This window comes from Pseudomonas sp. NPDC098747 (assembly GCF_044760045.1).
Classification (GTDB): Bacteria; Pseudomonadota; Gammaproteobacteria; order Pseudomonadales; family Pseudomonadaceae; genus Aquipseudomonas.
On sequence record NZ_JBIWAL010000019.1, the window covers coordinates 1 to 21,288 of the forward strand.

The window sequence follows — 21,288 nt, forward strand, 5'->3', positions numbered from 1 at the left end:
AAATATAACGAGAACAAAGATATAAAAAACCAAAAACACACACTTTAAAAACACGAAGCTCAAACCAAGTAAAAAATTAAGAAGCTGATCAGCCAAGGTCATAAGGTCACTGTGCAAACCGGCGCCGGCGTTAAAGCCAGCGTTGTCGACATTGCCTATGCAGCGTCAGGCGCAACCATTGGCAGTGCCAATGACGCGTTTGGCGCCGAGCTGATTCTCAAAGTGGTTGCCCCAAGCGATGCCGAACTGACGCTGATCAAGCGCGGTACGGTGCTGGTTGGCATGCTCAACCCGTTCAACAACGACACTATCGCCAAAATGGCCGAGTGCGGGATTACCGCGTTCGCCCTGGAAGCAGCGCCGCGCACCTCGCGTGCGCAGAGTCTCGATGTGTTGTCGTCCCAGGCGAACATTGCCGGTTATAAAGCCGTGTTGCTGGCCGCTCACTACTATCCGCGCTTCATGCCGATGCTGATGACCGCTGCGGGTACCGTAAAAGCGGCGCGCGTGCTGATTCTCGGCGCAGGCGTGGCCGGTTTGCAGGCGATTGCCACGGCGAAACGTCTGGGTGCGGTCATCGAAGCGTCCGACGTACGTCCTGCGGTAAAGGAACAGATCGAATCTCTCGGCGCCAAGTTCGTCGACGTGCCTTATGAGACCGATGAAGAGCGCGAATGCGCCGTCGGTGTCGGCGGTTACGCGCGGCCAATGCCGGCAAGCTGGATGCAGCGTCAGGCCCAGGCCGTGCACGAACGCGCCAAGCAGGCTGACATCGTCATCACCACGGCGCTGATTCCGGGCCGCAAGGCACCGACGCTGTTAAGCGCGGAAACCGTGGCGCAGATGAAACCGGGTTCGGTGGTCATCGACCTCGCGGCTGCGCAGGGCGGCAACTGCCCGCTGACCGTGGCCGATCAGGTCGTGATCGAGAACGGCGTGACGATCGCCGGCCCGACCAATCTGGCCGGTGAAGTCGCTGCAGACGCTTCGGCGCTGTATGCGCGCAACCTGCTGGACTTCCTGAAGCTGGTCTTCAATAAACAACAAAAGATATACTTAAACCTCGAAGACGAAATCTTCGCCGCGTGAATGATGTGACGCGAATTCCAAGTCATCCGCAAAAACGCCTAAGCAGGGATTCAGACGATGGAAGAGCTTATCTCCCCCGGTATCTACAACCTGATCATCTTCGTGCTGGCGATTTATGTCGGTTATCACGTGGTCTGGAACGTTACGCCTGCACTGCACACGCCACTGATGGCGGTGACTAACGCCATCTCGGCGATTGTGATCGTCGGCGCGATGCTGGCCGCGGCCCTGACGGTTACCCCGCTGGGCAAGACCATGGGCACCCTCGCCGTGGCGCTGGCTGCGGTCAATGTGTTCGGTGGCTTCCTGGTCACCCGCCGCATGCTTGAGATGTTCAAGAAGAAAGCCCCGAAAGTAAAAGAAGAGGCGCCGAAGTAATGAGCATGAATCTCGTCACGACGCTTTATCTGATCGCGTCGATCTGCTTCATCCAGGCCCTCAAAGGCCTGTCGCACCCGACCACGTCACGCCGCGGCAACCTGTTCGGCATGCTCGGTATGGGTCTGGCGATCCTCACTACTGTGGGCCTCATCTATAAGCTCGGCGCTGAGCTTGCCACTGCCGGTATCGGTTATGTGATCGTCGGCCTGCTGGTCGGCGGTACCGCCGGTTCGATCATGGCCAAGCGCGTTGAAATGACCAAGATGCCGGAACTGGTCGCCTTCATGCACAGCATGATCGGCCTGGCAGCGGTGTTCATTGCAATTGCCGCCGTGGTTGAGCCGCAGTCGCTGGGAATCGTCAAGCATCTGGGCGACGCGATCCCGGCGGGTAACCGTCTGGAACTGTTCCTTGGCGCGGCGATTGGTGCAATCACCTTCTCCGGTTCGGTGATCGCCTTCGGCAAGCTGTCGGGCAAGTACAAGTTCCGCCTGTTCCAGGGCGCACCAGTACAGTTCACCGGCCAGCACAAGCTGAACGCGGTGCTGGGTCTGGCGACACTGGCACTCGGTTTGACCTTTATGTTCACCGGCAACCTCACCGCGTTCGCGCTGATGCTGGCGCTGGCGTTCGTGATGGGCGTGCTGATCATCATCCCGATCGGCGGCGCCGACATGCCGGTGGTGGTGTCGATGCTCAACAGCTATTCGGGTTGGGCAGCGGCGGGTATCGGTTTCTCGCTGAACAACTCGATGCTGATCATCGCCGGGTCGCTGGTGGGCTCAAGCGGTGCGATCCTCTCGTACATCATGTGCAAGGCGATGAACCGTTCTTTCTTTAATGTGCTGCTAGGTGGCTTCGGCAATACGGTTGACGCTGGCCCGGCCGGTGCGAAAGAAGCACGTCCGGTGAAATCCGGTTCGGCTGACGACGCAACGTTCCTGCTGACCAACGCCGACACCGTGATCATCGTTCCAGGCTACGGCCTTGCGGTGGCCCGTGCGCAGCATGCGTTGAAAGAGCTGACCGAGAAGCTGACCCATCGTGGCGTGACCGTGAAGTACGCGATCCACCCGGTGGCCGGGCGGATGCCGGGGCACATGAACGTACTGCTGGCTGAAGCCGAAGTGCCGTACGACCAGGTGTTCGAGATGGAAGACATCAACTCCGAGTTTGGTCAGGCCGACGTGGTGCTGGTGCTCGGCGCCAACGACGTGGTCAACCCGGCCGCCAAGAACGATCCGAAGTCGCCGATTGCCGGCATGCCGATTCTCGAAGCGTTCAAGGCCAAGACCATCATCGTCAACAAGCGCTCTATGGCCAGCGGCTATGCCGGCCTGGACAACGAACTGTTCTATCTGGACAAGACCATGATGGTGTTCGGTGACGCGAAGAAAGTCATCGAAGACATGGTTAAAGCCGTCGAGTAACTTTCGCCTGCTACACCAAACGCCCCGACTCGTCGGGGCGTTTTTGTTTGTGCAAACAGTCGGACAATATGCCGCGTTGTTGCAGATCCGGTAACGATGTTTTACTTGAAACCCGCGCAATAGACGCCTCTTTTGCGACCTTGGTAGCGGGACAGGCACCTGCCAAATTCACTAGACTGCGCATCCTGCTACTCGCTGCCCGAGATAAAAATACATGTACCGTGACCGTATTCGCCTGCCTTCGTTGTTGGACAAAGTGATGAGCGCCGCCGACGCTGCCGCTCTGATTGAGGACGGCATGACCGTCGGCATGAGCGGCTTCACCCGCGCCGGCGAAGCCAAGGCTGTGCCTCATGCACTGGCCGAGCGGGCCAAGGTCACGCCGCTGAAGATCAGCCTGATGACCGGCGCCAGCCTGGGCAACGACCTCGACAAGCAATTGACCGAGGCCGGCGTACTGTCGCGGCGCATGCCGTTCCAGGTTGACAGCACCCTGCGCAAGGCGATCAACGCCGGCCAAGTGATGTTCATCGACCAGCATCTGTCGGAAACCGTCGAGCAACTGCGTAACCAGCAACTCAAGCTGCCGGACATTGCCGTCATCGAAGCCGTAGCCATCACCGAGCAGGGCCACATCGTGCCGACCACTTCGGTGGGTAACTCGGCGAGCTTCGCGATTTTCGCCAAACAGGTGATCGTCGAGATCAACCTGGCGCACAACGCCAACCTCGAAGGCCTGCATGACATCTATATCCCGACGTATCGTCCGACTCGCACGCCGATTCCGCTGGTGAAGGTCAACGACCGTATCGGCAGCACCGCGATCCCGATTCCGCCGGAAAAGATCGTCGCCATCGTCATCACCCAGCAACCCGATTCCCCATCCACCGTGTCGGCGCCGGATGTCGACACCAATGCCATCGCCGATCATCTGATCACCTTCTTCAAGCAGGAAGTCGACGCCGGGCGCATGACCAACAAGCTCGGGCCGTTGCAGGCCGGGATCGGCAACATCGCCAACGCGGTGATGTGCGGCCTGATCGACTCGCCGTTCGAAGACCTGACCATGTACTCCGAAGTACTGCAGGATTCGACGTTCGACCTGATCGATGCCGGCAAGCTGAGCTTCGCCTCGGGCAGCTCGATCACTTTGTCCGAGCGGCGCAACAGCGACGTGTTCGGCAATCTGGAGAAGTACAAGGACAAACTGGTACTGCGTCCGCAGGAGATTTCCAACCACCCGGAAGTCGTGCGGCGCCTAGGCATCATCGGCATCAACACGGCGCTTGAGTTCGACATCTACGGCAACGTCAACTCCACCCACATCTGTGGCACGCGGATGATGAACGGCATCGGCGGCTCTGGCGATTTCGCGCGCAACGCACATCTGGCGATATTCGTGACCAAGTCGATCGCCAAGGGCGGCGCGATTTCCAGCGTTGTGCCGATGGTCAGCCACGTTGACCATACCGAACATGACGTCGACATTCTGGTGACAGAGGTGGGTCTGGCGGATCTGCGCGGCTTGGCGCCGCGCGAGCGGGCGCGGGTAATCATCGACAATTGTGTGCACCCGGACTTTCGCCAGGCGCTCGATGATTACTTCACCGCAGCCTGTGCGATTGGTGGTCACACCCCGCATATCCTGCGTGAAGCGCTGAGCTGGCACATCAACCTGGAAGAAACCGGGCGCATGTTGAAGGTGTAATTCACACAGATGTTCCGTTGGCGCAAACACAGTTTGCGTCGGCGGGATTCTGAAAACTTCGATACCTCCAAAAACTGTACTGCTGTACCGGTCTTTTCCTACAGCAAATACCTACACCTCCTTTTTAAAAGAGCGAAAACGCACCAATCAAGTGCGGACAGGTACAGTTTGCCCAATTTCGACCCGTACACCCTCCATAAACAGTTAACTGGTCACTCACAATACAGTTGAACTGTATCTAGTGAGACTAGGCAAACGAGAGGATCATGGGCACCAGTCAAACCACTACCTGATCCCGCCACAAGCGGAAGGATGTCAACCATGGAACGTACACTCAGTTCCGAACTGTTCTTCGAAGACAAAGCTGCAAAAACCCAGGCTTCCATGCCTCTGCGCGTTCTCGCCAACCTGATGTTGTGGCAGCGCCGCATCTCCAGCCGCCACCAATTGGCCCGTCTGGATTCGCGTCTGCTGGCTGACGCCGGTATCAGCGAAGCACAACGCTACGAAGAGCTGAGCAAGCCGTTCTGGCGCTAAGTAGCGTCGCTGGCTCTGGTCGTTAGACCCACCGCCAGCAACCCGAATTGAATAAAACAAAACCCGTCGTGGGAAACCACGATGGGTTTTGTCGTTATGGACGCCTGAAAACCCCAGGATAGACGCTCAGGCCAGCAGACAAGTACAGTTAGTAGATACTCTACAAGAACAGGTACAGTTAAAACTATTCTGTCATAGCCAGTATTCTGACCACTGGGCGAATTGCGCATAGCAGCCTAATATCCATGCAGTACGTGGCGAATGTTGCGCAACTGGCGTCTGACTCCTCAGATACCGAGCCACCTCTCTTTACGGTTTATCCACAGGAGTTACCCCATGACCCGTCTTCGCATGCTCAGCGCCGCTGCCCTGTTGGCCGTGGCTGCCAATGCCAGCGCTACCAGCTTCATCGTGACCACCGACTCGATTGTCGGCGCCCTGAAAGCCTCCTCCGACGCTACGTCGGATGTCACCTCTTCGTTCCGTGACGACAAGATCGTGCTGGCTGCCCGTGACGACGCTGCCAGCTTCGTCGCCACCCACGGTGACATCCGTGGCGTGAAACTGGAAAGCGCGCTGGATCACATCCGTCAACAGGCCCCACAGCTGGAAGCCACCGACGCTCAGTTGGCTCAGGCCATTCTGACCATCTAAGCGTTCGCGGCATGGCGGGACACGCCGGTCGTGTCCCGATATTTCGGCACTGGCTCTAGCTCGGGCGTTGCGCTAGCCTTACGGCTCGCCAACAGTTGCCGAGTCCCATGCCTTTTCTTCAAAAATTGCTGATCCCTTCCGTATTGTTAACTGCTTGCTGGATGACTAAAGCCCACGCTTTCGATGTCTCCACGCAAAACACAGTGGTCAGCATCTGGGCCACCGGCATGGTGTCTTCCGCGCCGTTCGACCGTAAACTGCTGCTTGTCGCTCACGATGATGCGGCGGTGTTTGTTGCCAGCGACGGTGAATTGCGGGGCGCTAGACTGGAATCCGCACTCCACTACCTGCGCAAAACCCGGCCGAAACTTCATGTCAGTGACCTTGAACTGGCAGAGGCAATTCTCGTCCAATAGTTATTCCAGTCCCTTGTTAACATTGCCCTTCGGAGTCGTTCCATGCGTAGCCCGCTGATTGCTGCCGCCCTTGGCCTGTTTTTGTTGGCCGAAGTGGCCCAGGCGCACACCCTGGTAGCCACCAGTAACATCATCGTTCGTGCCTCCCAGCGCACCATCGATTTCACATCCGATACCACCACGTCGATCCGCGACTCGAAAATCATCCGCGAAGCCCACGACGACGCCGCCAGTTTCGTCGCCAGCAACGGTGATATCCGTGGCGCGCACCTGGAAGCCGCCCTCAACACCTTGCGCACGCGCGTGCCGGAAGCTCGCGACGCCAGTGATCAGGTTCTCGCCGAAGCCATCCTCGCACTGTGAAGTCACTTCGCACCTGGCTACTGGCCGGGGCGTTGTTGCTGCTTGGCAACAGCGCCCACGCCGGCCTGCAATTGCGGCTCAAGACCGACGGGCTGAGCCCCGCCCAACAACAGGCCAGCCAGGCACTGATAGATGAAGCCATGCAGGCCTTGCCGCCGAGCTTCATCGAGCGGCTGGATCGGCGCATCGATGTCGGCTGGACCGATGACATGCCCGGCAATGCCTATGGCCAGGCCACCCTGGTCGCCGAACTCGATCTGAACCGTAAACTGCTCGCCAGCCTTACCGACGGCAGCGCAGCGAAAGAGAAAACCAATCGCCCCCACGGCACTGTGCGTCAGGAAATGCTCGCCACGGTGCTGCACGAAATCACCCACATTTATGACCGCGCGCGCCTCTGGCCGAGTGACGAACGCACGCTGATCCAGCGCTGCACCCGGCGCTTCAAAAGTGCAGGGCTGATCGGTATTCCCGATGAGTGTCGTGGTCAGAACGGCCGCCGCTTCACCCTTAGTGATGACCCGCGATTGCTCGACCTCGCTGGCTGGCCGCAATACGTCGGCCGTCGTGGCGAGCGCGAGCAAAACAACCGACAGATTGCCCGCAGCCCCGATCTGTACGAAATCTCCAGTCCCAAGGAGTTCGTCGCGGTCAACATGGAGTACTTCCTCCTCGACCCGAGCTACGCATGCCGCCGCCCGGCGCTGTATCAGTACTACAAGGATCACTTCGGCTGGGCGCCACCTGCCAGGAACACCTGCGCCAAGACCTTCGCGTTTTTGAACGCCGGCAACGACTTCGCCAAGCAACCATTGGGACAAGTCGATCCGGAGCGGGTCTACGCCGTCGATTACCTGCTGGCCGAGGCCAATCAGAACTGGGTCAGCCGCTGGGGTCACAGTATGTTGCGCCTGGTGATCTGTGCACCGGGGCGGCCCCGCGGCCCGGATTGCCGGCTCGATCTGGATCAACATCTGGTGCTGTCCTACCGCGCCTTTGTTGGCGATGTACAGCTGTCGAGTTGGGACGGACTGGTCGGCAAATACCCCTCGCGGCTGTTCGTCCTGCCGTTGGCGCAGGTGATCGACGAATACACCAAGACCGAACTGCGCAGCCTCGCCTCCGTGCCGCTGAATCTGTCACGCAGCGAAATCGATGGCGTGGTCGAACACGCCGCCGAGATGCACTGGAGCTATGACGGCAACTATTTCTTCCTGTCCAACAACTGCGCGGTGGAAGGTTTGAAACTGTTGCGCAGCGGCAGCAACAACGCCCAACTGACCGGCCTCGACAGCATCATGCCCAACGGTTTGCTGGAAGTGCTCAAGGGGCGCGGTCTCGCCGATACCAGCGTGCTGGACGATCCGAAAGAGGCGTTGCGGTTGGGCTATCGCTTCGATTCATTCCGCGATCGCTATCAGGCGATGTTCGACGTGCTGAAGAAGCAGCTGCCGATCAAAGAGAATACCGTCGAGGAATGGCTTTCGTTGTCGGCCGAAGAACGCCGTGAATGGTTCGACCGCGCCGACCTGCGCACCAGCGCCGCGCTGTTGCTGCTGGAGCAGGCGAGTTTCCGCCGACAGTTATTGCTCGCGCAGGACGAGGTCAAACAGCGTTACCTCGGCGCGCGGGAACTGGAAAACGGCGGGATGGACAAGGCCAATGCGACCTTGCAGGAAATCCTCGCCAACAGCGGCTTCCTCAGTCGTCCGGCGGAACTGCTGGATTCAAAAGGTTACGGTTTGCCGCAACCCAGTGAATTCAGCCGACTGCAAGAAGAAAGCAGCCAGCGGCAGAAAAAGCTGCTGGTACTGAGCGGCGATCTGGACAAGGAAGTACGCAAGTTGCTGGAGCCCAAACGCGCCGCCGAGATCGCCGCCAGCGAGGACAACGTGAAACAGATTGGCGGGCATTTGCGCAAATTGCATAAGGCTTCGGGTGGGTTGGAACTGCCATAGACCCGAATTAAAAACACACCTTGTGGCGAGGGGATTTATCCCCGTTGGGCTGCGAAGCAGCCCCAAAATTCAGCCCAAGCGGTCAATCAAATAAACCGCAGTCGCTGGATTGCGACTGCTGCGCAGCCGAACGGGGCGGTGCGACGTTTCGCTGAATCCCCTCGCCACAGGGGATCGAGCCAGTCAGTACAAAACCCCATCCAGAACTTCGCATCCCCTCCATGTCGGTATTCCTTCGATCCTCACTCACTGCACTGACAGCAAAAAGGGCTTCAGAACGTAGTCCTGAAGCCCTTTTTGCTGGTTTAGTCTGTGCCGCGAGGCGCTAATTCCTCTGTATCAGGAACTTTACCTTCAGCTGACGCGTGCCTTACGCACGCCTTCTGCCAACGCCGAGCAAAGGCTCAATACGCCGTCGATGGCCTGATCCGCAGTCGCGGCATTGGCGATGTGATCGATCAGTGCCGAACCCACCACAACCCCGTCAGCCAGCCGGGCGATCGACGCAGCCTGCTCCGGCGTACGGATACCGAAACCAATGCTGATCGGCAGATCGGTATGGCGGCGCAGACGGGTGACCGCCTCTTCGACGTGCTCCAGCGTTGCCGCACCGGCACCGGTGACGCCGGCAACCGATACGTAGTAAACAAACCCGGAACTGCCGTTGAGCACCTTCGGCAGGCGCGCGTCGTCGGTGGTCGGCGTGGTCAGACGGATGAAATCCAGACCGGCAGCCTGCGCCGGGTCGCACAGTTCTTCGTTGTGCTCCGGCGGCATGTCGACAACGATCAGGCCATCGACACCAGCCTCTTTTGCATCGGCAATGAAGCGCGGCACGCCATACATGTGAATCGGGTTGAAATAGCCCATCAGCACCAGCGGCGTGTCGCTGTTGTCTTCACGAAACTCGCGAACCATTTGCAGGGTTTTCAGCAGATTCTGCTTGGCGCCCAACGCACGGATATTCGCCAGTTGAATCGCCGGACCGTCAGCCATCGGGTCGGTGAACGGCATGCCCAACTCGATCACATCGGCGCCGGCTTTCGGCAAGCCTTTGAGGATCGCCAGCGAGGTGTCGTAATCCGGGTCACCGGCGGTAACGAAGGTCACCAGCGCGGCGCGATTCTGTTGCTTGAGTTCGGCAAAACGGGTTTGCAGGCGGCTCATCAGTGTTTCTCCTGCTTGGACTGTTCCATATGGTGCATAACGGTCTGCATGTCTTTGTCGCCACGGCCCGACAGGTTGACCACCATCAGGTGATCCTTCGGCAGGGTCGGTGCGCGTTTGAATACTTCGGCCAGGGCATGGGCGCTTTCCAGGGCAGGAATGATTCCTTCCAGGCGGCAGCATTTGTGGAACGCATCAAGGGCTTCGTCGTCGGTCACCGAGGTGTACTGGACGCGGCCGATGTCATGCAACCAGGCGTGTTCAGGGCCGATACCCGGATAATCGAGGCCGGCGGAAATCGAGTGAGCGTCGATGATTTGGCCGTCGTCGTCCTGCAACAGGAAGGTGCGGTTACCGTGCAACACACCCGGAACGCCACCGTTGAGGCTGGCCGCGTGCTTGCCGGTTTCAATGCCGTAGCCGGCCGCTTCAACGCCGATGATTTCGACGCTCTTGTCGTCGAGGAACGGGTGGAACAGGCCCATGGCGTTGGAACCGCCGCCAATGCACGCCACCAGGCTGTCTGGCAGACGACCTTCCTGCGCTTGCAGTTGGTCACGGGTTTCCTTGCCGATCACGGCCTGGAAGTCGCGAACCATCGCTGGATACGGGTGGGGGCCAGCCACGGTGCCGATCAGGTAGAAGGTGCTGTCGACATTAGTCACCCAGTCACGCAGCGCTTCGTTCATCGCGTCTTTGAGCGTGCCAGTGCCGGCCACTACCGGGATCACTTCGGCGCCCAACAGCTTCATGCGGAACACGTTGGCCTGCTGGCGTTCGATGTCGGTGGTGCCCATGTAGATCACGCAATCCAGACCGAAACGCGCCGCCACGGTCGCAGTCGCCACGCCGTGCATGCCGGCGCCCGTCTCGGCGATGATGCGTTTCTTGCCCATGCGCCGCGCCAGCAGGATCTGGCCGATGCAGTTGTTGATCTTGTGCGCGCCGGTGTGGTTCAGCTCTTCGCGCTTGAGGTAGATCTTGGCGCCGCCGCAGAACTCGGTCAGACGCTCGGCGAAATACAGCGGGCTCGGACGTCCGACGTAATCGCGCTGGAAGTAGGCCAATTCCTCTTTGAATGCAGGATCTTCCTTGGCCGTCTCGTATTCACGGGCAAGATCGAGGATCAACGGCATCAGGGTTTCAGCCACGTAGCGGCCACCGAACGAGCCAAACAGGCCGTTGGCGTCAGGGCCGTTACGCAGATCGGAAGTGTTCGAAGTCTGGGTCATGGGTTGCTCCAGCAGAATCGGGAATGACGTGAGAAGACAATGACGCCCACTCTACCCCTGACCTTCTATGCTGAAAACCGATAAGATCGCCACAACCTGTCAGGAAAACTCACAGATACCATGAGCCATGACCTTCCCCCGCTCAACGCCTTGCGCGCCTTCGAAGCCACTGCCCGGCTGAACAGCGTCAGCCAGGCCGCCGAGCAACTGCACGTCACCCATGGCGCGGTCAGCCGCCAGCTCAAGGTGCTCGAAGAACACCTTGGCGTCAGCCTGTTCGTCAAGGATGGTCGCGGCTTGAAACTCACAGATGCCGGAGTGCGTTTACGCGATGTCAGCGGCGAGGCGTTTGATCGCCTGCGCAGTGTTTGTGCCGAGCTGACACAAAGCACCGCAGACGCGCCGTTCGTGCTCGGCTGCTCGGGAAGTCTGCTGGCTCGCTGGTTCATTCCCCGACTGGGAAGGCTGAATGCCGATCTGCCGGATTTGCGTCTGCATTTGTCAGCCGGTGAAGGTGATCTTGATCCCAGGCGACCCGGACTGGATGCACTGCTGCTGTTCGCAGAACCGCCATGGCCCGCAGATATGCAGGTCTATGAACTGGCGGCCGAACGCATCGGCCCGGTAATGAGTCCGTTGTTCAACGGCTATCAACGCCTGCAAACCGCGCCAGCCTTAGCACTACTCAATGAGCCTGTGCTGCACACGACATCGCGGCCGCAAGCCTGGCCGAGCTGGGCACAGCAAAATCACCTCGACGCCAAGGCGTTGAAGCTCGGGCAGGGTTTTGAGCATTTGTATTATTTGCTGGAAGCCGCAGTGGCTGGCCTTGGTGTGGCAATCGCGCCGGAGCCGTTGGTCACTGAGGATTTGAGGGCGGGTCGCCTGGTTGCGCCGTGGGGCTTCTGTGAAACCCCGGCGCAACTGGCGTTGTGGCTACCCAAGCGCGCCGCGGATGGGCGCGCCCGGCAACTGGCGCAATGGCTCAAACAAGAACTGCGCCAGCCGGATCACTCGCCGCGCTTGAACATCAAGTAAGCGGCCAACAGACCCAAAGCACCCACCGCAACACCTGCGGTGGTCCATGGATGTTCCTGAGCGTAATCGCGGGTGGCAATCCCGGTCTCGCGGGTTTTCACTTTGACTTCTTCGTAAGCATCGCTGAGCAGGTGACGCGAATGTTTCAGCGCACTTTCGGCATTGCTTTTCAGCGCCTTGAGGGTCTTGCGCGACTCGTCCGAGGCGTCGTCCTTCAGGCCTTCCAACGACTTGAGCAGACTCTCGATTTCCGCTTCCATGCTTTGCAATGAGGCTTTACGTAAAGAGGTGTTGGCCATGGTGGCTCTCCTGCATTGGTGATGAGTGGCGTGTGTTGGTTGGGACTTCAGCGGATTGAGAAAGTGCAGAAATTCTGAACTTCGCCTGCTCAACGCCGCCGAAATCAACAGTGCAAATTCACTGCTAGTCTCAATTCCACATCCCAAGGAGATCGCCATGAGTGACCATCACACGTACAAAAAAGTCGAGCTGGTCGGCTCGTCCCCAACCAGCATCGAAGACGCCATCAACAATGCGTTGGCCGAAGCCAACAAGAGCATCAAGCATCTGGAGTGGTTTGAAGTGACCGAGACCCGTGGCCACATCAAGGACGGTAAAGCTGCGCACTTTCAGGTGACGCTGAAAGTAGGGTTCCGTATCGCCAGTAGCTGAGTTTGGTCGACACTTCTGAACTTGCGCGCTGGCCGAGTGCCATAGGAATGGCAAAGCGCTACAGGGTGGGCGCATCGGGTGGATGACCCGATGCCCGCCTCTTTTAATCCGACCAGGGAGTGCGACCGATGAAGAAGTTCATGTTGGCAGTAGGTTTGTTGAGCCTTGCGGGTGGTGCGTTTGCAGCCGGCAAGCCTTGTGAAGAGTTGAAGGCAGAGATTGCCGCGAAGATGGATGCCAAGGGTGTTTCCAACTACACACTGGAAATCGTCGATAAGGGCGCTGAGGCTGACGGCAAGGTTATTGGCAGATGTGAAGGCGGCGCCAAGGAAATCGTCTACAAACGCGGTTGATCGCGCCTGAAATGCAAAAGCCGACGCGAATGCGTCGGCTTTTTTTTGGCTGCTGCGTACGGCTTGAGTTCGTCGGTGTGGGCCAGATCCAGCCCCTCACCCCAGCCCTCTCCCAAGGGAGAGGGAGCCGATTTGCGTAATCTTCAGAACCCCAGTCCACTCGGTTTCTCAGGTCGGTATATATCGCCCGAACGCCTCGGTCAGTCCCCTCTCCCTCCGGGAGAGGGTTAGGGTGAGGGGCTCGTCAGCACCTGACGTTCAGCCCTTCATCACCTGCGCCAGCAACTCGTACGAACGCACGCGATCGGCATGTTCATACAAGTCGGAGGTAAAGATCAGCTCATCCGCCTGGGTTTGCTCAATCAGCACCTCCAGTTTCGCGCGGATTTTCGCCGGGCTGCCGACCATCGCCAGACCGAGAAAATCTCCCACCGCTTCACGTTCATGCGGCAGCCACAGGCCGTCCATGGTTTTCACCGGTGGGCGCTGCACCAGGCTTTGCCCACGCATCAGCGCGAGGATTCGCTGGTACACCGAAGTCGCCAGGAAATCAGCTTGCTCATCAGTGTCCGCAGCCACCAGCGGCACACCGAGCATTACGTAAGGTTTGTCGAGCACCGCCGACGGCTTGAAGTGATTGCGGTAGACGCGGATCGCCTCGTGCATGAAGCGCGGGGCGAAATGCGAGGCGAAGGCGTAGGGCAAACCGCGCTCGCCGGCCAGTTGCGCACTGAACAGGCTGGAACCGAGCAGCCAGATCGGCACGTTGGTGCCAGTGCCGGGCATGGCGATCACCCGTTGATCCGGGGTGCGCGGGCCGAGATAACGCGTCAGTTCGGCAACGTCTTCCGGGAAGTCATCGGCACTGCCAGAACGCTCACGGCGCAGTGCGCGGGCGGTCATCTGATCAGAACCCGGCGCCCTGCCCAGACCGAGGTCGATACGTCCGGGATACAGGCTTTCCAGCGTGCCGAACTGTTCGGCGATCACCAGCGGCGCATGGTTGGGCAGCATCACCCCGCCAGAACCGACACGGATGGTCGAGGTACCGCCGGCCAGATAACCGAGCAGCACCGAAGTGGCGGAACTGGCGATGCCGTCCATGTTGTGGTGTTCAGCCACCCAGAACCGCGTGTAACCGAATTTTTCGGCGTGCTGCGCCAAGTCCAGCGAATTGCGCAGCGACTGCGCCGGGCTGCCGTTCTCGCGCACGGGCACCAGATCGAGTGTGGAAAATTTTACGTCGGACAGTTGCTTCATAAACCTGCGTCTCCGAGTGAGGAGGCAGGTTCTTCTTGCAAACGAAAACCTGCCGAATCCATAAGCGTGTTTTATGCAATGAGGGCATATACCCGAGTTTCAATAGCAGAACGAAAAATCCTACTAAAAAAGTCAACGATTCAGACAGGCTGAACTTTGTCCTGACGTCTATCCTCAGAAGCCTTGCAAGTAAAAACCACGAAGGCGCGGCGTCCCGCGCCAGATCTTGAGGAGGCAGACATGGCTATCGTGAAGAAAGCATCCGCACATTGGGAAGGTGATCTGAAAACCGGCATCGGCTCCATTTCCACCGAAACCGGCGTCCTCAGAGAAGCACCCTACGGCTTTAAAGCCCGCTTCGAGGGCGGCAAAGGCACCAACCCTGAAGAACTGATCGGCGCGGCGCATGCCGGCTGTTTCTCCATGGCGTTTTCGATGATTCTCGGCGATGCCGGCCTGAAAGCCGACAGCATCGACACCCAGGCCGAAGTCACTCTCGATCAGGTAGAGGGCGGTTTCGCGATCTCGGCGGTGAAGCTGATTCTCAAGGCGAAAATTCCGGGTGCAAGCCAGGCGCAGTTTGAAGAACTGAGCAACAAGGCCAAGGAAGGATGCCCGGTGTCCAAGGTTTTGAATGCGAAGATTACCCTTGAGGCTTCGCTAGTCAGCTGATTTTCCAAGGCTGATTCAGGCGTTGGCAGTGCCGACGCCTTCGCGAGCAGGCTTGCTCCCACAGGGTTTTACGGCGTTCACATAACCCTGTGGGAGCGAGCTTGCTCGCGAAAGCAATCTGGAAATCAGCACAGAGGCAAAGGCTAACCAAAGTTTGTGAGCGAAGTCAGAACTCGCGTTTCGAAAATGTGGTCGTATACGTGACAGCAGCCTCAGCGCACGCCCGTGCGCGCTGCCTCAAGGAGCTTCACTCATGAAACGTATTGGCTTGGCGATTCTCTGCAGTGCACTGGCCACCTCCGCTTTTGCCGCACCTAAAGACTGCGAAGAGCTCAGGAAAGAAATCGAGGTCAAGATTCAGGCTAAAGCCGTGCCGTCCTACACGCTGGAAATCGTCAGCAAGGAAGAGGCCGCCAAGCATGACATCGCCATGGTCGTGGGCTCGTGTGAAAACGGCACGAAAGCAATCGTCTATCAAAGGAACGACGACTGAGATCGCTCAAGGCACGCAGTTAACCTGACGTTCTTCGGCAACGACCTGCCCCAGGCCATTGATCAACCGGGCGCTTGGCGTGAAGGCCAGCGACCGTGCCTCCAGCCGATAACGTTGCCCGGCCTCGAAATGATCGTAGCGCACGGTCATGTAACACAGCCGCTCCTGCGGATCGGTGTCCATACCCTGACCGCCGCCGAATATCTCGAAATCAAAGCGCACCGTCAGCTCGTGACTGCCCGGCGTGACCTGGAAAAATCGCCCGTCGGTCATCCTTTGCTTGTCCAATCGTTCGGCCATCAGCACCTTGCCGCCGGGGGTGGGCATGGCAAAGTCGACCCAGGCCTTGGTCGGATCGGCCGCCGGCATCGGGCTCTGGCAGCCGGCAACCACACTTGCAGCAAGCAACAGCGTCAACCTGCGCATGATCGATGTCCTTTGGATTGGACCGCCAGCATAGCGCCGATCAGGTTTTCTGACAGCCCGCCGGCGTACCCTGCCCGACGACTTTGCGCTGCTCGTCATAGAGTTTCGCCCACGGGCGGAAACCGATACTGCCGGCCTGCAACTGATACCGCTGGCCCGCGTTGAAGTCCTTGAATTTCACGCTCAACTGGCAATCGCGCCAGAGCGGCTCGGCGTTCGGGCCGATATTGGTCGCCTCGACCGGGAATTGATAACGCACCTTCAGTTCATGACTGCCGGGCTGCACCTCGAAGTAACGTTTGTCGACGGTAGCCGTGCTATCGACTTGCAGCGCCTGTAGCGCCGTGTCTTGCTGCCGGGCATCGAGATCGACCCAGGCTTGCGAGGGGTCAGGATCGGGCATTCCGAATCCGGCACAACCGGCCAGCGTCAGCAGGCCTCCTGTCAGCATCAACATGCGCATAGCGAAGCTCCAATGGGCGGGATAGTCTTGCGGGCAGACTTTCCAGGGGGTTTCTTATTTTGATCAGGCCGCTTCCAAGCCATCGGTTACTTGATCGCGTTTTTCGGATTTTGTTTCCGGGTGTGATGCTTTTGTTGCTCAACGGTTGTGCAAGCGTCAGCTATTACAGCCAGTTGGCCAGTGGTCAGTTGCAATTGCTGCGGGCCCGCGAACCGGTGGCCAAGGTGATCGCCGACCCGAGCCGCGATGCCAAATTGCGCACGCACCTGGCCCAGTCGCAGCAGGCCCGGGCTTTTGCAAGCGAGCACCTGCACCTGCCAGACAACCAGAGTTATCGCCTGTACGCCGACATCGGCCGGCCTTTCGTGGTGTGGAATGTGTTCGCCACCACAGAGTTTTCCCTGACCCCGCAAAACCACTGTTTCCCGATTGCCGGGTGCGTGGCCTATCGCGGTTATTACAGCCAGAGCGCGGCGCGGGGCGAAGCTGCGATCCAGCGTTTGCAGGGCATGGACGTGTCGATTGGCGGCGTCGAGGCCTATTCGACGCTGGGCTGGTTCAACGACCCGATCCTCAATTCGATGATGGGCTGGGGCGATGAACGCCTGGCTACGCTGATCTTCCATGAACTGGCGCATCAGCAGTTCTATGTGAAGGACGACACTGAGTTCAACGAGTCGTTTGCCACGTTTGTCGAGCAGCAGGGCACCCGCCAATGGCGAGCGTTTCGTGGTTTGCCGGCGGATACCCACTCACGGCTCAAGCAGCGTGATCAGTTCATTGAGTTGGTGCTTGCTACGCGCTCGCGGCTGGAGAAGTTGTATGCGCAGCCGTTGCCGGCCGGGCAGATGCGCGAGCGCAAAGCGGCGGAGCTCGAGCAGTTTCGCCGGGATTACCGAGTAATGCGTGACACCCAGTGGGCCGGCGACAAGCGTTATGACGCTTGGGTGAATACGCCGCTGAACAATGCGCGGCTGCTGCCGTTCGGGCTGTATGACCAATGGGTGCCGGCATTTGCGGCGTTGTTCAGGCAGGTTGGGGGGGATTGGCTGAGGTTTTATGCTGAGGTGGAGAGGTTGGGGGGTTTGCCGGTTGTGGAGCGTAAGGCGGCATTGAAATCACTGACAGAATTCTGATTTTGTATTGGCTGAACTGTCGCATTCGCGAGCAAGCTCGCTCCCACAGGGTTTTGCAGCGTTCACATAACCCTGTGGGAGCGAGCTTGCTCGCGAAAGCTGTTTCATTAGCGCTGCAAAAACGCCTGATGCAACTCACCCAATGTTTCAAAGTGATAAGCCGGCGCCTCGGCATTCAACTCCTCAAAACTGCCAAACCCATAACCCACCGCCGCCGCGTCCAGCCCATTGCTGCGCGCACCGATCAGGTCATGCTTGCGATCGCCGATCATCAAGGTGTTCGCCGGGTCCAGCCCCTCTTCCGCGACCAGATGCGCGATCAGTTCAACCTTGTTGGTTCGCGTGCCATCCAGTTCACTGCCGTAGATCACCTTGAAGTGCCGGGCAAAGTCGAAGTGGCGGGCAATCTCCCGGGCGAATACCCTAGGTTTGGACGTCGCGATATACAGCTGCCGCCCTTGACCACTGAGGGTTTCCAGCAGCGGCGTGACGCCATCGAACACGCGATTTTCGTAGAGCCCGGTGACCTTGAAGCGCTCGCGATAGAAATTCACCGCCTCCCACGCCTTGGCTTCATCAAAGTCATAAAACTGCATGAGCGCCTGCAACAGTGGCGGGCCGATAAAGTGTTCGAGTTTGCTCAGGTCCGGCTCATCGATGCCGAGCTTGGCCAGCGCGAACTGGATGGAACGGGTGATGCCTTCACGCGGGTCGGTCAGGGTGCCATCGAGGTCGAACAGTACGGTCTGGTAATGCATGAGAAATCCTGAGCAGGTGTATGACGAATCAGATCTGGTCGTAGCCTTCGGCCAGATGCAGGTCCTTGAGCTTCACGTAGTTCGCGGCGCTGTAGGTAAAGAAGGCGTTTTCCTTGTCGGTCAGTGCCCGGACCTGTTTCACCGGACTACCCACGTACAAGAAGCCGCTCTGCAATCGCTTGCCCGGCGGCACCAGGCTGCCGGCGCCGATGATCACATCGTCCTCGACCACCGCGCCGTCCATGACGATGCTGCCCATGCCGATCAATACGCGGCTGCCGACGGTGCAGCCATGCAGCATGACTTTGTGGGCGATGGTCACGTCATCGCCGATCAACAACGGGAAGCCATCGGGGTTGAAGGGGCCGGCGTGGGTAATGTGCAGCACGCAGCCATCCTGCACGCTGGTGCGCGCACCGATGCGGATGCGGTGCATGTCGCCACGGATCACGGTCAGCGGCCAAACGGAGCTGTCTGCGCCGATTTCGACGTCGCCGATCACCACCGCCGAGCCGTCGACAAATGCGCCTTTGCTCAAGCGAGGGGTGTGATTCTGATACTTGCGAAGGGACACGATTAGTTCTCTCTCTGTCGCCGATAGCTGCGGTGAGTGTCGATTGTAATTAAGATGGGCGCATGTTTCTTCCAGCCAAGGTGCCAACCGTGAGCGTGAACAACCCTCTTCTGCAGTCCTACGACCTGCCGCCGTTCTCCACGATCCGTGCCGAACACGTCCTGCCAGCGATTGAAAGCATTCTGGCCGACAACCGCGCCGCCATCGCCGAGATCCTCAAGACCCAAGCTCAGAACCCTACCTGGGCTGGCCTGGTGTTGGCGATGGACGAACTCAACGATCGCCTCGGCGCCGCCTGGAGCCCGGTGAGCCACCTCAACGCCGTGTGCAACAGCGCCGAACTGCGTGACGCCTACGAGTCGTGCCTGCCAGCGCTGAGCGCCTACTCCACCGAGATGGGCCAGAACCGCGAACTGTTCCAGGCTTATGAAGCCCTGGCCAACAGCCCGGAAAGCGCCGGTTTCGACGTGGCGCAGAAAACTATCCTGGAACACGCCCTGCGTGACTTCCGTCTGTCGGGTATCGACCTGCCTGAAGCAGAGCAAAAGCGCTACGCCGAAGTGCAGAGCAAGCTGTCCGAGTTGGGTAGCCGCTTCTCCAACCAACTGCTCGACGCTACCCAAGCGTGGACCAAGCACGTCACTGACGAAGCCACCCTCGCCGGCCTGACCGATTCGGCCAAAGCACAGATGGCTGCCGCCGCACAGGCCAAAGACCTCGATGGCTGGCTGATCACTCTGGAGTTCCCGAGCTACTACGCGGTGATGACCTACGCCCAGGACCGTGCGCTGCGCGAAGAAGTCTACGCCGCCTACTGCACCCGCGCGTCGGATCAAGGCCCGAACGCCGGTCAGAACGACAACGGCCCGGTGATGGAAGAAATTCTCGACCTGCGTCAGGAACTGGCAAAACTCTTGGGCTTCGCCAGTTTCTCCGAACTGAGCCTGGCGACCAAAATGGCCGATTCCAGCGATCAGGTGCTGAGCTTCCTGCGCGATCTGGCCAAGCGCAGCAAACCGTTCGCCGCTCAGGATCTGCAACAACTGCGTGCCTACGCCGCCGAGCAAGGCTGCGCCGATCTGCAAAGCTGGGACGTGGGTTTCTACGGCGAAAAACTTCGCGAACAACGCTACAGCGTCGCCCAGGAAACCCTGCGCGCCTACTTCCCGATCGATAAGGTTTTGGGCGGTCTGTTCGCCATCGTCCAGCGTCTGTACGGCATCGAGATCGCTGAGCAAAAAGGCTTCGACACCTGGCACCCGGATGTACGCCTCTTCGAGATCAAGGAAAACGGCCAGCACGTCGGACGCTTCTTCTTCGACCTGTATGCCCGCGCCAACAAGCGTGGCGGTGCGTGGATGGACGGTGCCCGCGACCGTCGTCGCACTGTCGACGGCGTACTGCAAAGCCCGGTGGCCAACCTCGTCTGCAACTTCACCCCGGCCGACAGCGGCAAGCCTGCGCTGCTGACCCACGATGAAGTGACCACCCTGTTCCACGAATTCGGTCATGGCCTGCACCACCTGCTGACCCGCGTCGAGCATGCCGGCGTGTCGGGCATCAACGGCGTGGCGTGGGATGCGGTCGAGTTGCCGAGCCAGTTCATGGAAAACTGGTGCTGGGAGCCGGAAGGCCTCGCGCTGATTTCCGGTCACTACGAAAGCGGCGAGCCGCTGCCTCAGGATCTGCTGGAAAAAATGCTCGCGGCGAAAAACTTCCAGTCCGGCCTGATGATGGTCCGTCAGCTGGAATTCTCGCTGTTCGACTTCGAACTGCACGCCACCCACGGTGACGGCCGCAGTCCACTGCAAGTGCTTGAAGGCGTGCGTGACGAGGTATCGGTGATGCGTCCGCCGGCCTACAACCGTTTCCCTAACAGCTTCGCGCACATCTTCGCCGGCGGTTACGCGGCGGGTTACTACAGCTACAAGTGGGCGGAAGTGCTGTCGGCCGATGCATTCTCGAAGTTCGAAGAAGACGGTGTGCTCAACGCTGAAACCGGTCGCGCTTTCCGCGAAGCAATTCTGGCGCGCGGCGGCTCGCAAGCGCCGATGGTGCTGTTCGTCGACTTCCGTGGTCGTGAGCCATCGATTGACGCACTGTTGCGCCACAGCGGCCTGAGTGAGGGCGCGGCAGCATGAGTGAGGGGCCTGTGATCACTAAAAAGCGCTTTATCGCAGGGGCGGTCTGCCCGGCGTGCAGCGAGCCGGACAAGCTGATGATGTGGAACGAGGACACCGTACCGCACCGCGAATGCGTGGCCTGCGGTTACTCCGACACGCTGAACGAGCAAGGGTTGTCAGTTCCAAAAGAGCTGGGCACGCGGGTCAACACCAGCGCGCTCAAACCGCCAGCGGACAAGAAAGTCCAGGCGGTGCAGTTCTTCCCCAACCCGAAACTGGCGAAAAAGCCTGACGAGCAACACTGAATCAGTACCACCTTCCACCGATCAGCGGTGGAAGGTGGTAACTATCTACCGCCCTTCCCCTGCGCTTCCTCCTTAGGCTG

The 21,288-nt window shown here is 59.2% G+C and carries 24 protein-coding genes and 1 pseudogene; 17 read left to right on the forward strand and 8 right to left on the reverse strand.

Annotated features, from left to right (window positions below; translation table 11 throughout):
- Positions 1-75: 75 nt before the first annotated feature.
- The 9 genes and pseudogenes from ACIQVE_RS13815 to ACIQVE_RS13855 form a co-directional block, all read left to right on the forward strand.
- Positions 76-1,089: pseudogene (locus ACIQVE_RS13815) on the forward strand (NAD(P) transhydrogenase subunit alpha); the annotation flags it as partial.
- A gap of 57 nt (positions 1,090-1,146) precedes the next feature.
- Positions 1,147-1,467 (forward strand): NAD(P) transhydrogenase subunit alpha, encoded by a 321-nt coding sequence (locus tag ACIQVE_RS13820; RefSeq protein ID WP_003187417.1) that lies wholly within the window; start codon positions 1,147-1,149, stop codon positions 1,465-1,467.
- A complete protein-coding gene (locus ACIQVE_RS13825) occupies positions 1,467-2,900 on the forward strand; it encodes an NAD(P)(+) transhydrogenase (Re/Si-specific) subunit beta (RefSeq protein ID WP_210553212.1) in 1,434 nt (477 codons plus the stop codon). The genes ACIQVE_RS13820 and ACIQVE_RS13825 overlap by 1 nt, the downstream gene beginning before the upstream one ends.
- Before the next feature lie 214 nt (positions 2,901-3,114).
- The gene (locus tag ACIQVE_RS13830) at positions 3,115-4,608 is read left to right on the forward strand and encodes an acetyl-CoA hydrolase/transferase family protein (protein WP_402809043.1); all 1,494 of its coding nucleotides are present in this window, start codon (positions 3,115-3,117) and stop codon (positions 4,606-4,608) included.
- A gap of 321 nt (positions 4,609-4,929) precedes the next feature.
- Positions 4,930-5,145 (forward strand): DUF1127 domain-containing protein, encoded by a 216-nt coding sequence (locus ACIQVE_RS13835; protein ID WP_009041553.1) that lies wholly within the window; start codon positions 4,930-4,932, stop codon positions 5,143-5,145.
- A 336-nt stretch (positions 5,146-5,481) separates the two neighbouring features.
- Positions 5,482-5,799 carry a DUF2388 domain-containing protein gene (locus ACIQVE_RS13840; RefSeq protein ID WP_402809045.1) on the forward strand — a complete coding sequence of 106 codons (318 nt, stop codon included), beginning with the start codon at positions 5,482-5,484 and terminating at the stop codon, positions 5,797-5,799.
- Positions 5,800-5,906: 107 nt separating this feature from the next.
- Complete coding sequence (locus tag ACIQVE_RS13845) at positions 5,907-6,215, forward strand: DUF2388 domain-containing protein (RefSeq protein ID WP_402809046.1); 309 nt, start codon at positions 5,907-5,909, stop codon at positions 6,213-6,215.
- A gap of 42 nt (positions 6,216-6,257) precedes the next feature.
- Entirely contained in the window at positions 6,258-6,578 is a 321-nt protein-coding gene (locus ACIQVE_RS13850) for a DUF2388 domain-containing protein (protein ID WP_402809048.1), read from the forward strand.
- Complete coding sequence (locus tag ACIQVE_RS13855; RefSeq protein ID WP_402809051.1) at positions 6,575-8,536, forward strand: DUF4105 domain-containing protein; 1,962 nt, start codon at positions 6,575-6,577, stop codon at positions 8,534-8,536. The genes ACIQVE_RS13850 and ACIQVE_RS13855 overlap by 4 nt, the downstream gene beginning before the upstream one ends.
- A gap of 354 nt (positions 8,537-8,890) precedes the next feature.
- On the opposite strand, the gene trpA is transcribed toward ACIQVE_RS13855, so the two are convergent.
- Together trpA and trpB are read right to left on the reverse strand one after the other, a co-directional pair.
- Positions 8,891-9,703, reverse strand: coding sequence for a tryptophan synthase subunit alpha (gene trpA / locus ACIQVE_RS13860; RefSeq protein ID WP_402809052.1), 813 nt, complete (start codon positions 9,701-9,703; stop codon positions 8,891-8,893).
- The gene (gene trpB, locus ACIQVE_RS13865) at positions 9,703-10,935 is read right to left on the reverse strand and encodes a tryptophan synthase subunit beta (RefSeq protein ID WP_402809054.1); all 1,233 of its coding nucleotides are present in this window, start codon (positions 10,933-10,935) and stop codon (positions 9,703-9,705) included. Before trpB ends, trpA begins: the two co-directional genes overlap by 1 nt.
- A 120-nt stretch (positions 10,936-11,055) precedes the next feature.
- Here trpB and ACIQVE_RS13870 point away from each other — a divergent pair, with 120 nt between their 5' ends.
- Positions 11,056-11,973: a LysR family transcriptional regulator gene (locus tag ACIQVE_RS13870; protein WP_402809056.1), complete on the forward strand. Its 918-nt coding sequence runs from the start codon at positions 11,056-11,058 to the stop codon at positions 11,971-11,973.
- On the opposite strand, the gene ACIQVE_RS13875 is transcribed toward ACIQVE_RS13870, so the two are convergent.
- Entirely contained in the window at positions 11,946-12,272 is a 327-nt protein-coding gene (locus ACIQVE_RS13875; RefSeq protein WP_402809059.1) for a YqjD family protein, read from the reverse strand. The genes ACIQVE_RS13870 and ACIQVE_RS13875 overlap by 28 nt on opposite strands.
- Before the next feature lie 157 nt (positions 12,273-12,429).
- Between ACIQVE_RS13875 and ACIQVE_RS13880 the strand changes: the two genes are divergently transcribed.
- The gene (locus tag ACIQVE_RS13880) at positions 12,430-12,645 is read left to right on the forward strand and encodes a dodecin (protein WP_095190283.1); all 216 of its coding nucleotides are present in this window, start codon (positions 12,430-12,432) and stop codon (positions 12,643-12,645) included.
- Between the two features lie 128 nt (positions 12,646-12,773).
- Entirely contained in the window at positions 12,774-12,998 is a 225-nt protein-coding gene (locus tag ACIQVE_RS13885) for a DUF1161 domain-containing protein (protein WP_402809063.1), read from the forward strand.
- A 258-nt stretch (positions 12,999-13,256) separates the two neighbouring features.
- On the opposite strand, the gene ACIQVE_RS13890 is transcribed toward ACIQVE_RS13885, so the two are convergent.
- A complete protein-coding gene (locus ACIQVE_RS13890) occupies positions 13,257-14,258 on the reverse strand; it encodes an LLM class flavin-dependent oxidoreductase (RefSeq protein WP_402809065.1) in 1,002 nt (333 codons plus the stop codon).
- A gap of 240 nt (positions 14,259-14,498) precedes the next feature.
- Between ACIQVE_RS13890 and ACIQVE_RS13895 the strand changes: the two genes are divergently transcribed.
- Positions 14,499-14,930: an OsmC family protein gene (locus tag ACIQVE_RS13895; protein WP_402809067.1), complete on the forward strand. Its 432-nt coding sequence runs from the start codon at positions 14,499-14,501 to the stop codon at positions 14,928-14,930.
- Positions 14,931-15,183: 253 nt separating this feature from the next.
- A complete protein-coding gene (locus ACIQVE_RS13900; protein ID WP_402809070.1) occupies positions 15,184-15,423 on the forward strand; it encodes a DUF1161 domain-containing protein in 240 nt (79 codons plus the stop codon).
- Positions 15,424-15,429: 6 nt separating this feature from the next.
- Here the strand turns inward: ACIQVE_RS13900 and ACIQVE_RS13905 are convergent, their stop codons facing one another.
- Together ACIQVE_RS13905 and ACIQVE_RS13910 are read right to left on the reverse strand one after the other, a co-directional pair.
- Positions 15,430-15,849, reverse strand: a complete 420-nt coding sequence (locus tag ACIQVE_RS13905; protein ID WP_402809073.1) for a hypothetical protein — start codon at positions 15,847-15,849, stop codon at positions 15,430-15,432.
- Positions 15,850-15,889: 40 nt separating this feature from the next.
- Positions 15,890-16,312, reverse strand: coding sequence for a hypothetical protein (locus ACIQVE_RS13910; RefSeq protein ID WP_402809074.1), 423 nt, complete (start codon positions 16,310-16,312; stop codon positions 15,890-15,892).
- Positions 16,313-16,371: 59 nt separating this feature from the next.
- Here ACIQVE_RS13910 and ACIQVE_RS13915 point away from each other — a divergent pair, with 59 nt between their 5' ends.
- Positions 16,372-17,448 (forward strand): aminopeptidase, encoded by a 1,077-nt coding sequence (locus ACIQVE_RS13915; RefSeq protein WP_402809077.1) that lies wholly within the window; start codon positions 16,372-16,374, stop codon positions 17,446-17,448.
- Between the two features lie 107 nt (positions 17,449-17,555).
- On the opposite strand, the gene ACIQVE_RS13920 is transcribed toward ACIQVE_RS13915, so the two are convergent.
- A complete protein-coding gene (locus ACIQVE_RS13920) occupies positions 17,556-18,206 on the reverse strand; it encodes an HAD family hydrolase (RefSeq protein ID WP_402809080.1) in 651 nt (216 codons plus the stop codon).
- A 28-nt stretch (positions 18,207-18,234) separates the two neighbouring features.
- Entirely contained in the window at positions 18,235-18,780 is a 546-nt protein-coding gene (locus tag ACIQVE_RS13925) for a gamma carbonic anhydrase family protein (RefSeq protein ID WP_402809082.1), read from the reverse strand.
- Between the two features lie 62 nt (positions 18,781-18,842).
- Between ACIQVE_RS13925 and prlC the strand changes: the two genes are divergently transcribed.
- Positions 18,843-20,921, forward strand: a complete 2,079-nt coding sequence (gene prlC / locus ACIQVE_RS13930) for an oligopeptidase A (protein ID WP_402809084.1) — start codon at positions 18,843-18,845, stop codon at positions 20,919-20,921.
- Positions 20,918-21,208, forward strand: a complete 291-nt coding sequence (locus tag ACIQVE_RS13935) for a YheV family putative zinc ribbon protein (RefSeq protein WP_115147877.1) — start codon at positions 20,918-20,920, stop codon at positions 21,206-21,208. Before prlC ends, ACIQVE_RS13935 begins: the two co-directional genes overlap by 4 nt.
- Positions 21,209-21,288 lie beyond the last annotated feature (80 nt).

What these genes read in the sequence shown, in the direction of transcription:
- ACIQVE_RS13895 (WP_402809067.1), top strand. Translation starts at nt 14,499, where the DNA reads ATGGCTATCGTGAAGAAAGCATCCGCACATTGGGAAGGTGATCTGAAA.
- ACIQVE_RS13820 (WP_003187417.1), top strand. Translation starts at nt 1,147, where the DNA reads ATGGAAGAGCTTATCTCCCCCGGTATCTACAACCTGATCATCTTCGTG.
- trpB (WP_402809054.1), bottom strand. Translation starts at nt 10,935, where the DNA reads ATGACCCAGACTTCGAACACTTCCGATCTGCGTAACGGCCCTGACGCC.
- ACIQVE_RS13900 (WP_402809070.1), top strand. Translation starts at nt 15,184, where the DNA reads ATGAAACGTATTGGCTTGGCGATTCTCTGCAGTGCACTGGCCACCTCC.
- ACIQVE_RS13840 (WP_402809045.1), top strand. Translation starts at nt 5,482, where the DNA reads ATGACCCGTCTTCGCATGCTCAGCGCCGCTGCCCTGTTGGCCGTGGCT.
- prlC (WP_402809084.1), top strand. Translation starts at nt 18,843, where the DNA reads ATGTTTCTTCCAGCCAAGGTGCCAACCGTGAGCGTGAACAACCCTCTT.
- ACIQVE_RS13870 (WP_402809056.1), top strand. Translation starts at nt 11,056, where the DNA reads ATGAGCCATGACCTTCCCCCGCTCAACGCCTTGCGCGCCTTCGAAGCC.
- ACIQVE_RS13920 (WP_402809080.1), bottom strand. Translation starts at nt 18,206, where the DNA reads ATGCATTACCAGACCGTACTGTTCGACCTCGATGGCACCCTGACCGAC.
- ACIQVE_RS13885 (WP_402809063.1), top strand. Translation starts at nt 12,774, where the DNA reads ATGAAGAAGTTCATGTTGGCAGTAGGTTTGTTGAGCCTTGCGGGTGGT.
- ACIQVE_RS13845 (WP_402809046.1), top strand. Translation starts at nt 5,907, where the DNA reads ATGCCTTTTCTTCAAAAATTGCTGATCCCTTCCGTATTGTTAACTGCT.
- trpA (WP_402809052.1), bottom strand. Translation starts at nt 9,703, where the DNA reads ATGAGCCGCCTGCAAACCCGTTTTGCCGAACTCAAGCAACAGAATCGC.
- ACIQVE_RS13905 (WP_402809073.1), bottom strand. Translation starts at nt 15,849, where the DNA reads ATGCGCAGGTTGACGCTGTTGCTTGCTGCAAGTGTGGTTGCCGGCTGC.
- ACIQVE_RS13935 (WP_115147877.1), top strand. Translation starts at nt 20,918, where the DNA reads ATGAGTGAGGGGCCTGTGATCACTAAAAAGCGCTTTATCGCAGGGGCG.
- ACIQVE_RS13910 (WP_402809074.1), bottom strand. Translation starts at nt 16,312, where the DNA reads ATGCGCATGTTGATGCTGACAGGAGGCCTGCTGACGCTGGCCGGTTGT.
- ACIQVE_RS13825 (WP_210553212.1), top strand. Translation starts at nt 1,467, where the DNA reads ATGAGCATGAATCTCGTCACGACGCTTTATCTGATCGCGTCGATCTGC.
- ACIQVE_RS13875 (WP_402809059.1), bottom strand. Translation starts at nt 12,272, where the DNA reads ATGGCCAACACCTCTTTACGTAAAGCCTCATTGCAAAGCATGGAAGCG.
- ACIQVE_RS13830 (WP_402809043.1), top strand. Translation starts at nt 3,115, where the DNA reads ATGTACCGTGACCGTATTCGCCTGCCTTCGTTGTTGGACAAAGTGATG.
- ACIQVE_RS13890 (WP_402809065.1), bottom strand. Translation starts at nt 14,258, where the DNA reads ATGAAGCAACTGTCCGACGTAAAATTTTCCACACTCGATCTGGTGCCC.
- ACIQVE_RS13835 (WP_009041553.1), top strand. Translation starts at nt 4,930, where the DNA reads ATGGAACGTACACTCAGTTCCGAACTGTTCTTCGAAGACAAAGCTGCA.
- ACIQVE_RS13850 (WP_402809048.1), top strand. Translation starts at nt 6,258, where the DNA reads ATGCGTAGCCCGCTGATTGCTGCCGCCCTTGGCCTGTTTTTGTTGGCC.
- ACIQVE_RS13880 (WP_095190283.1), top strand. Translation starts at nt 12,430, where the DNA reads ATGAGTGACCATCACACGTACAAAAAAGTCGAGCTGGTCGGCTCGTCC.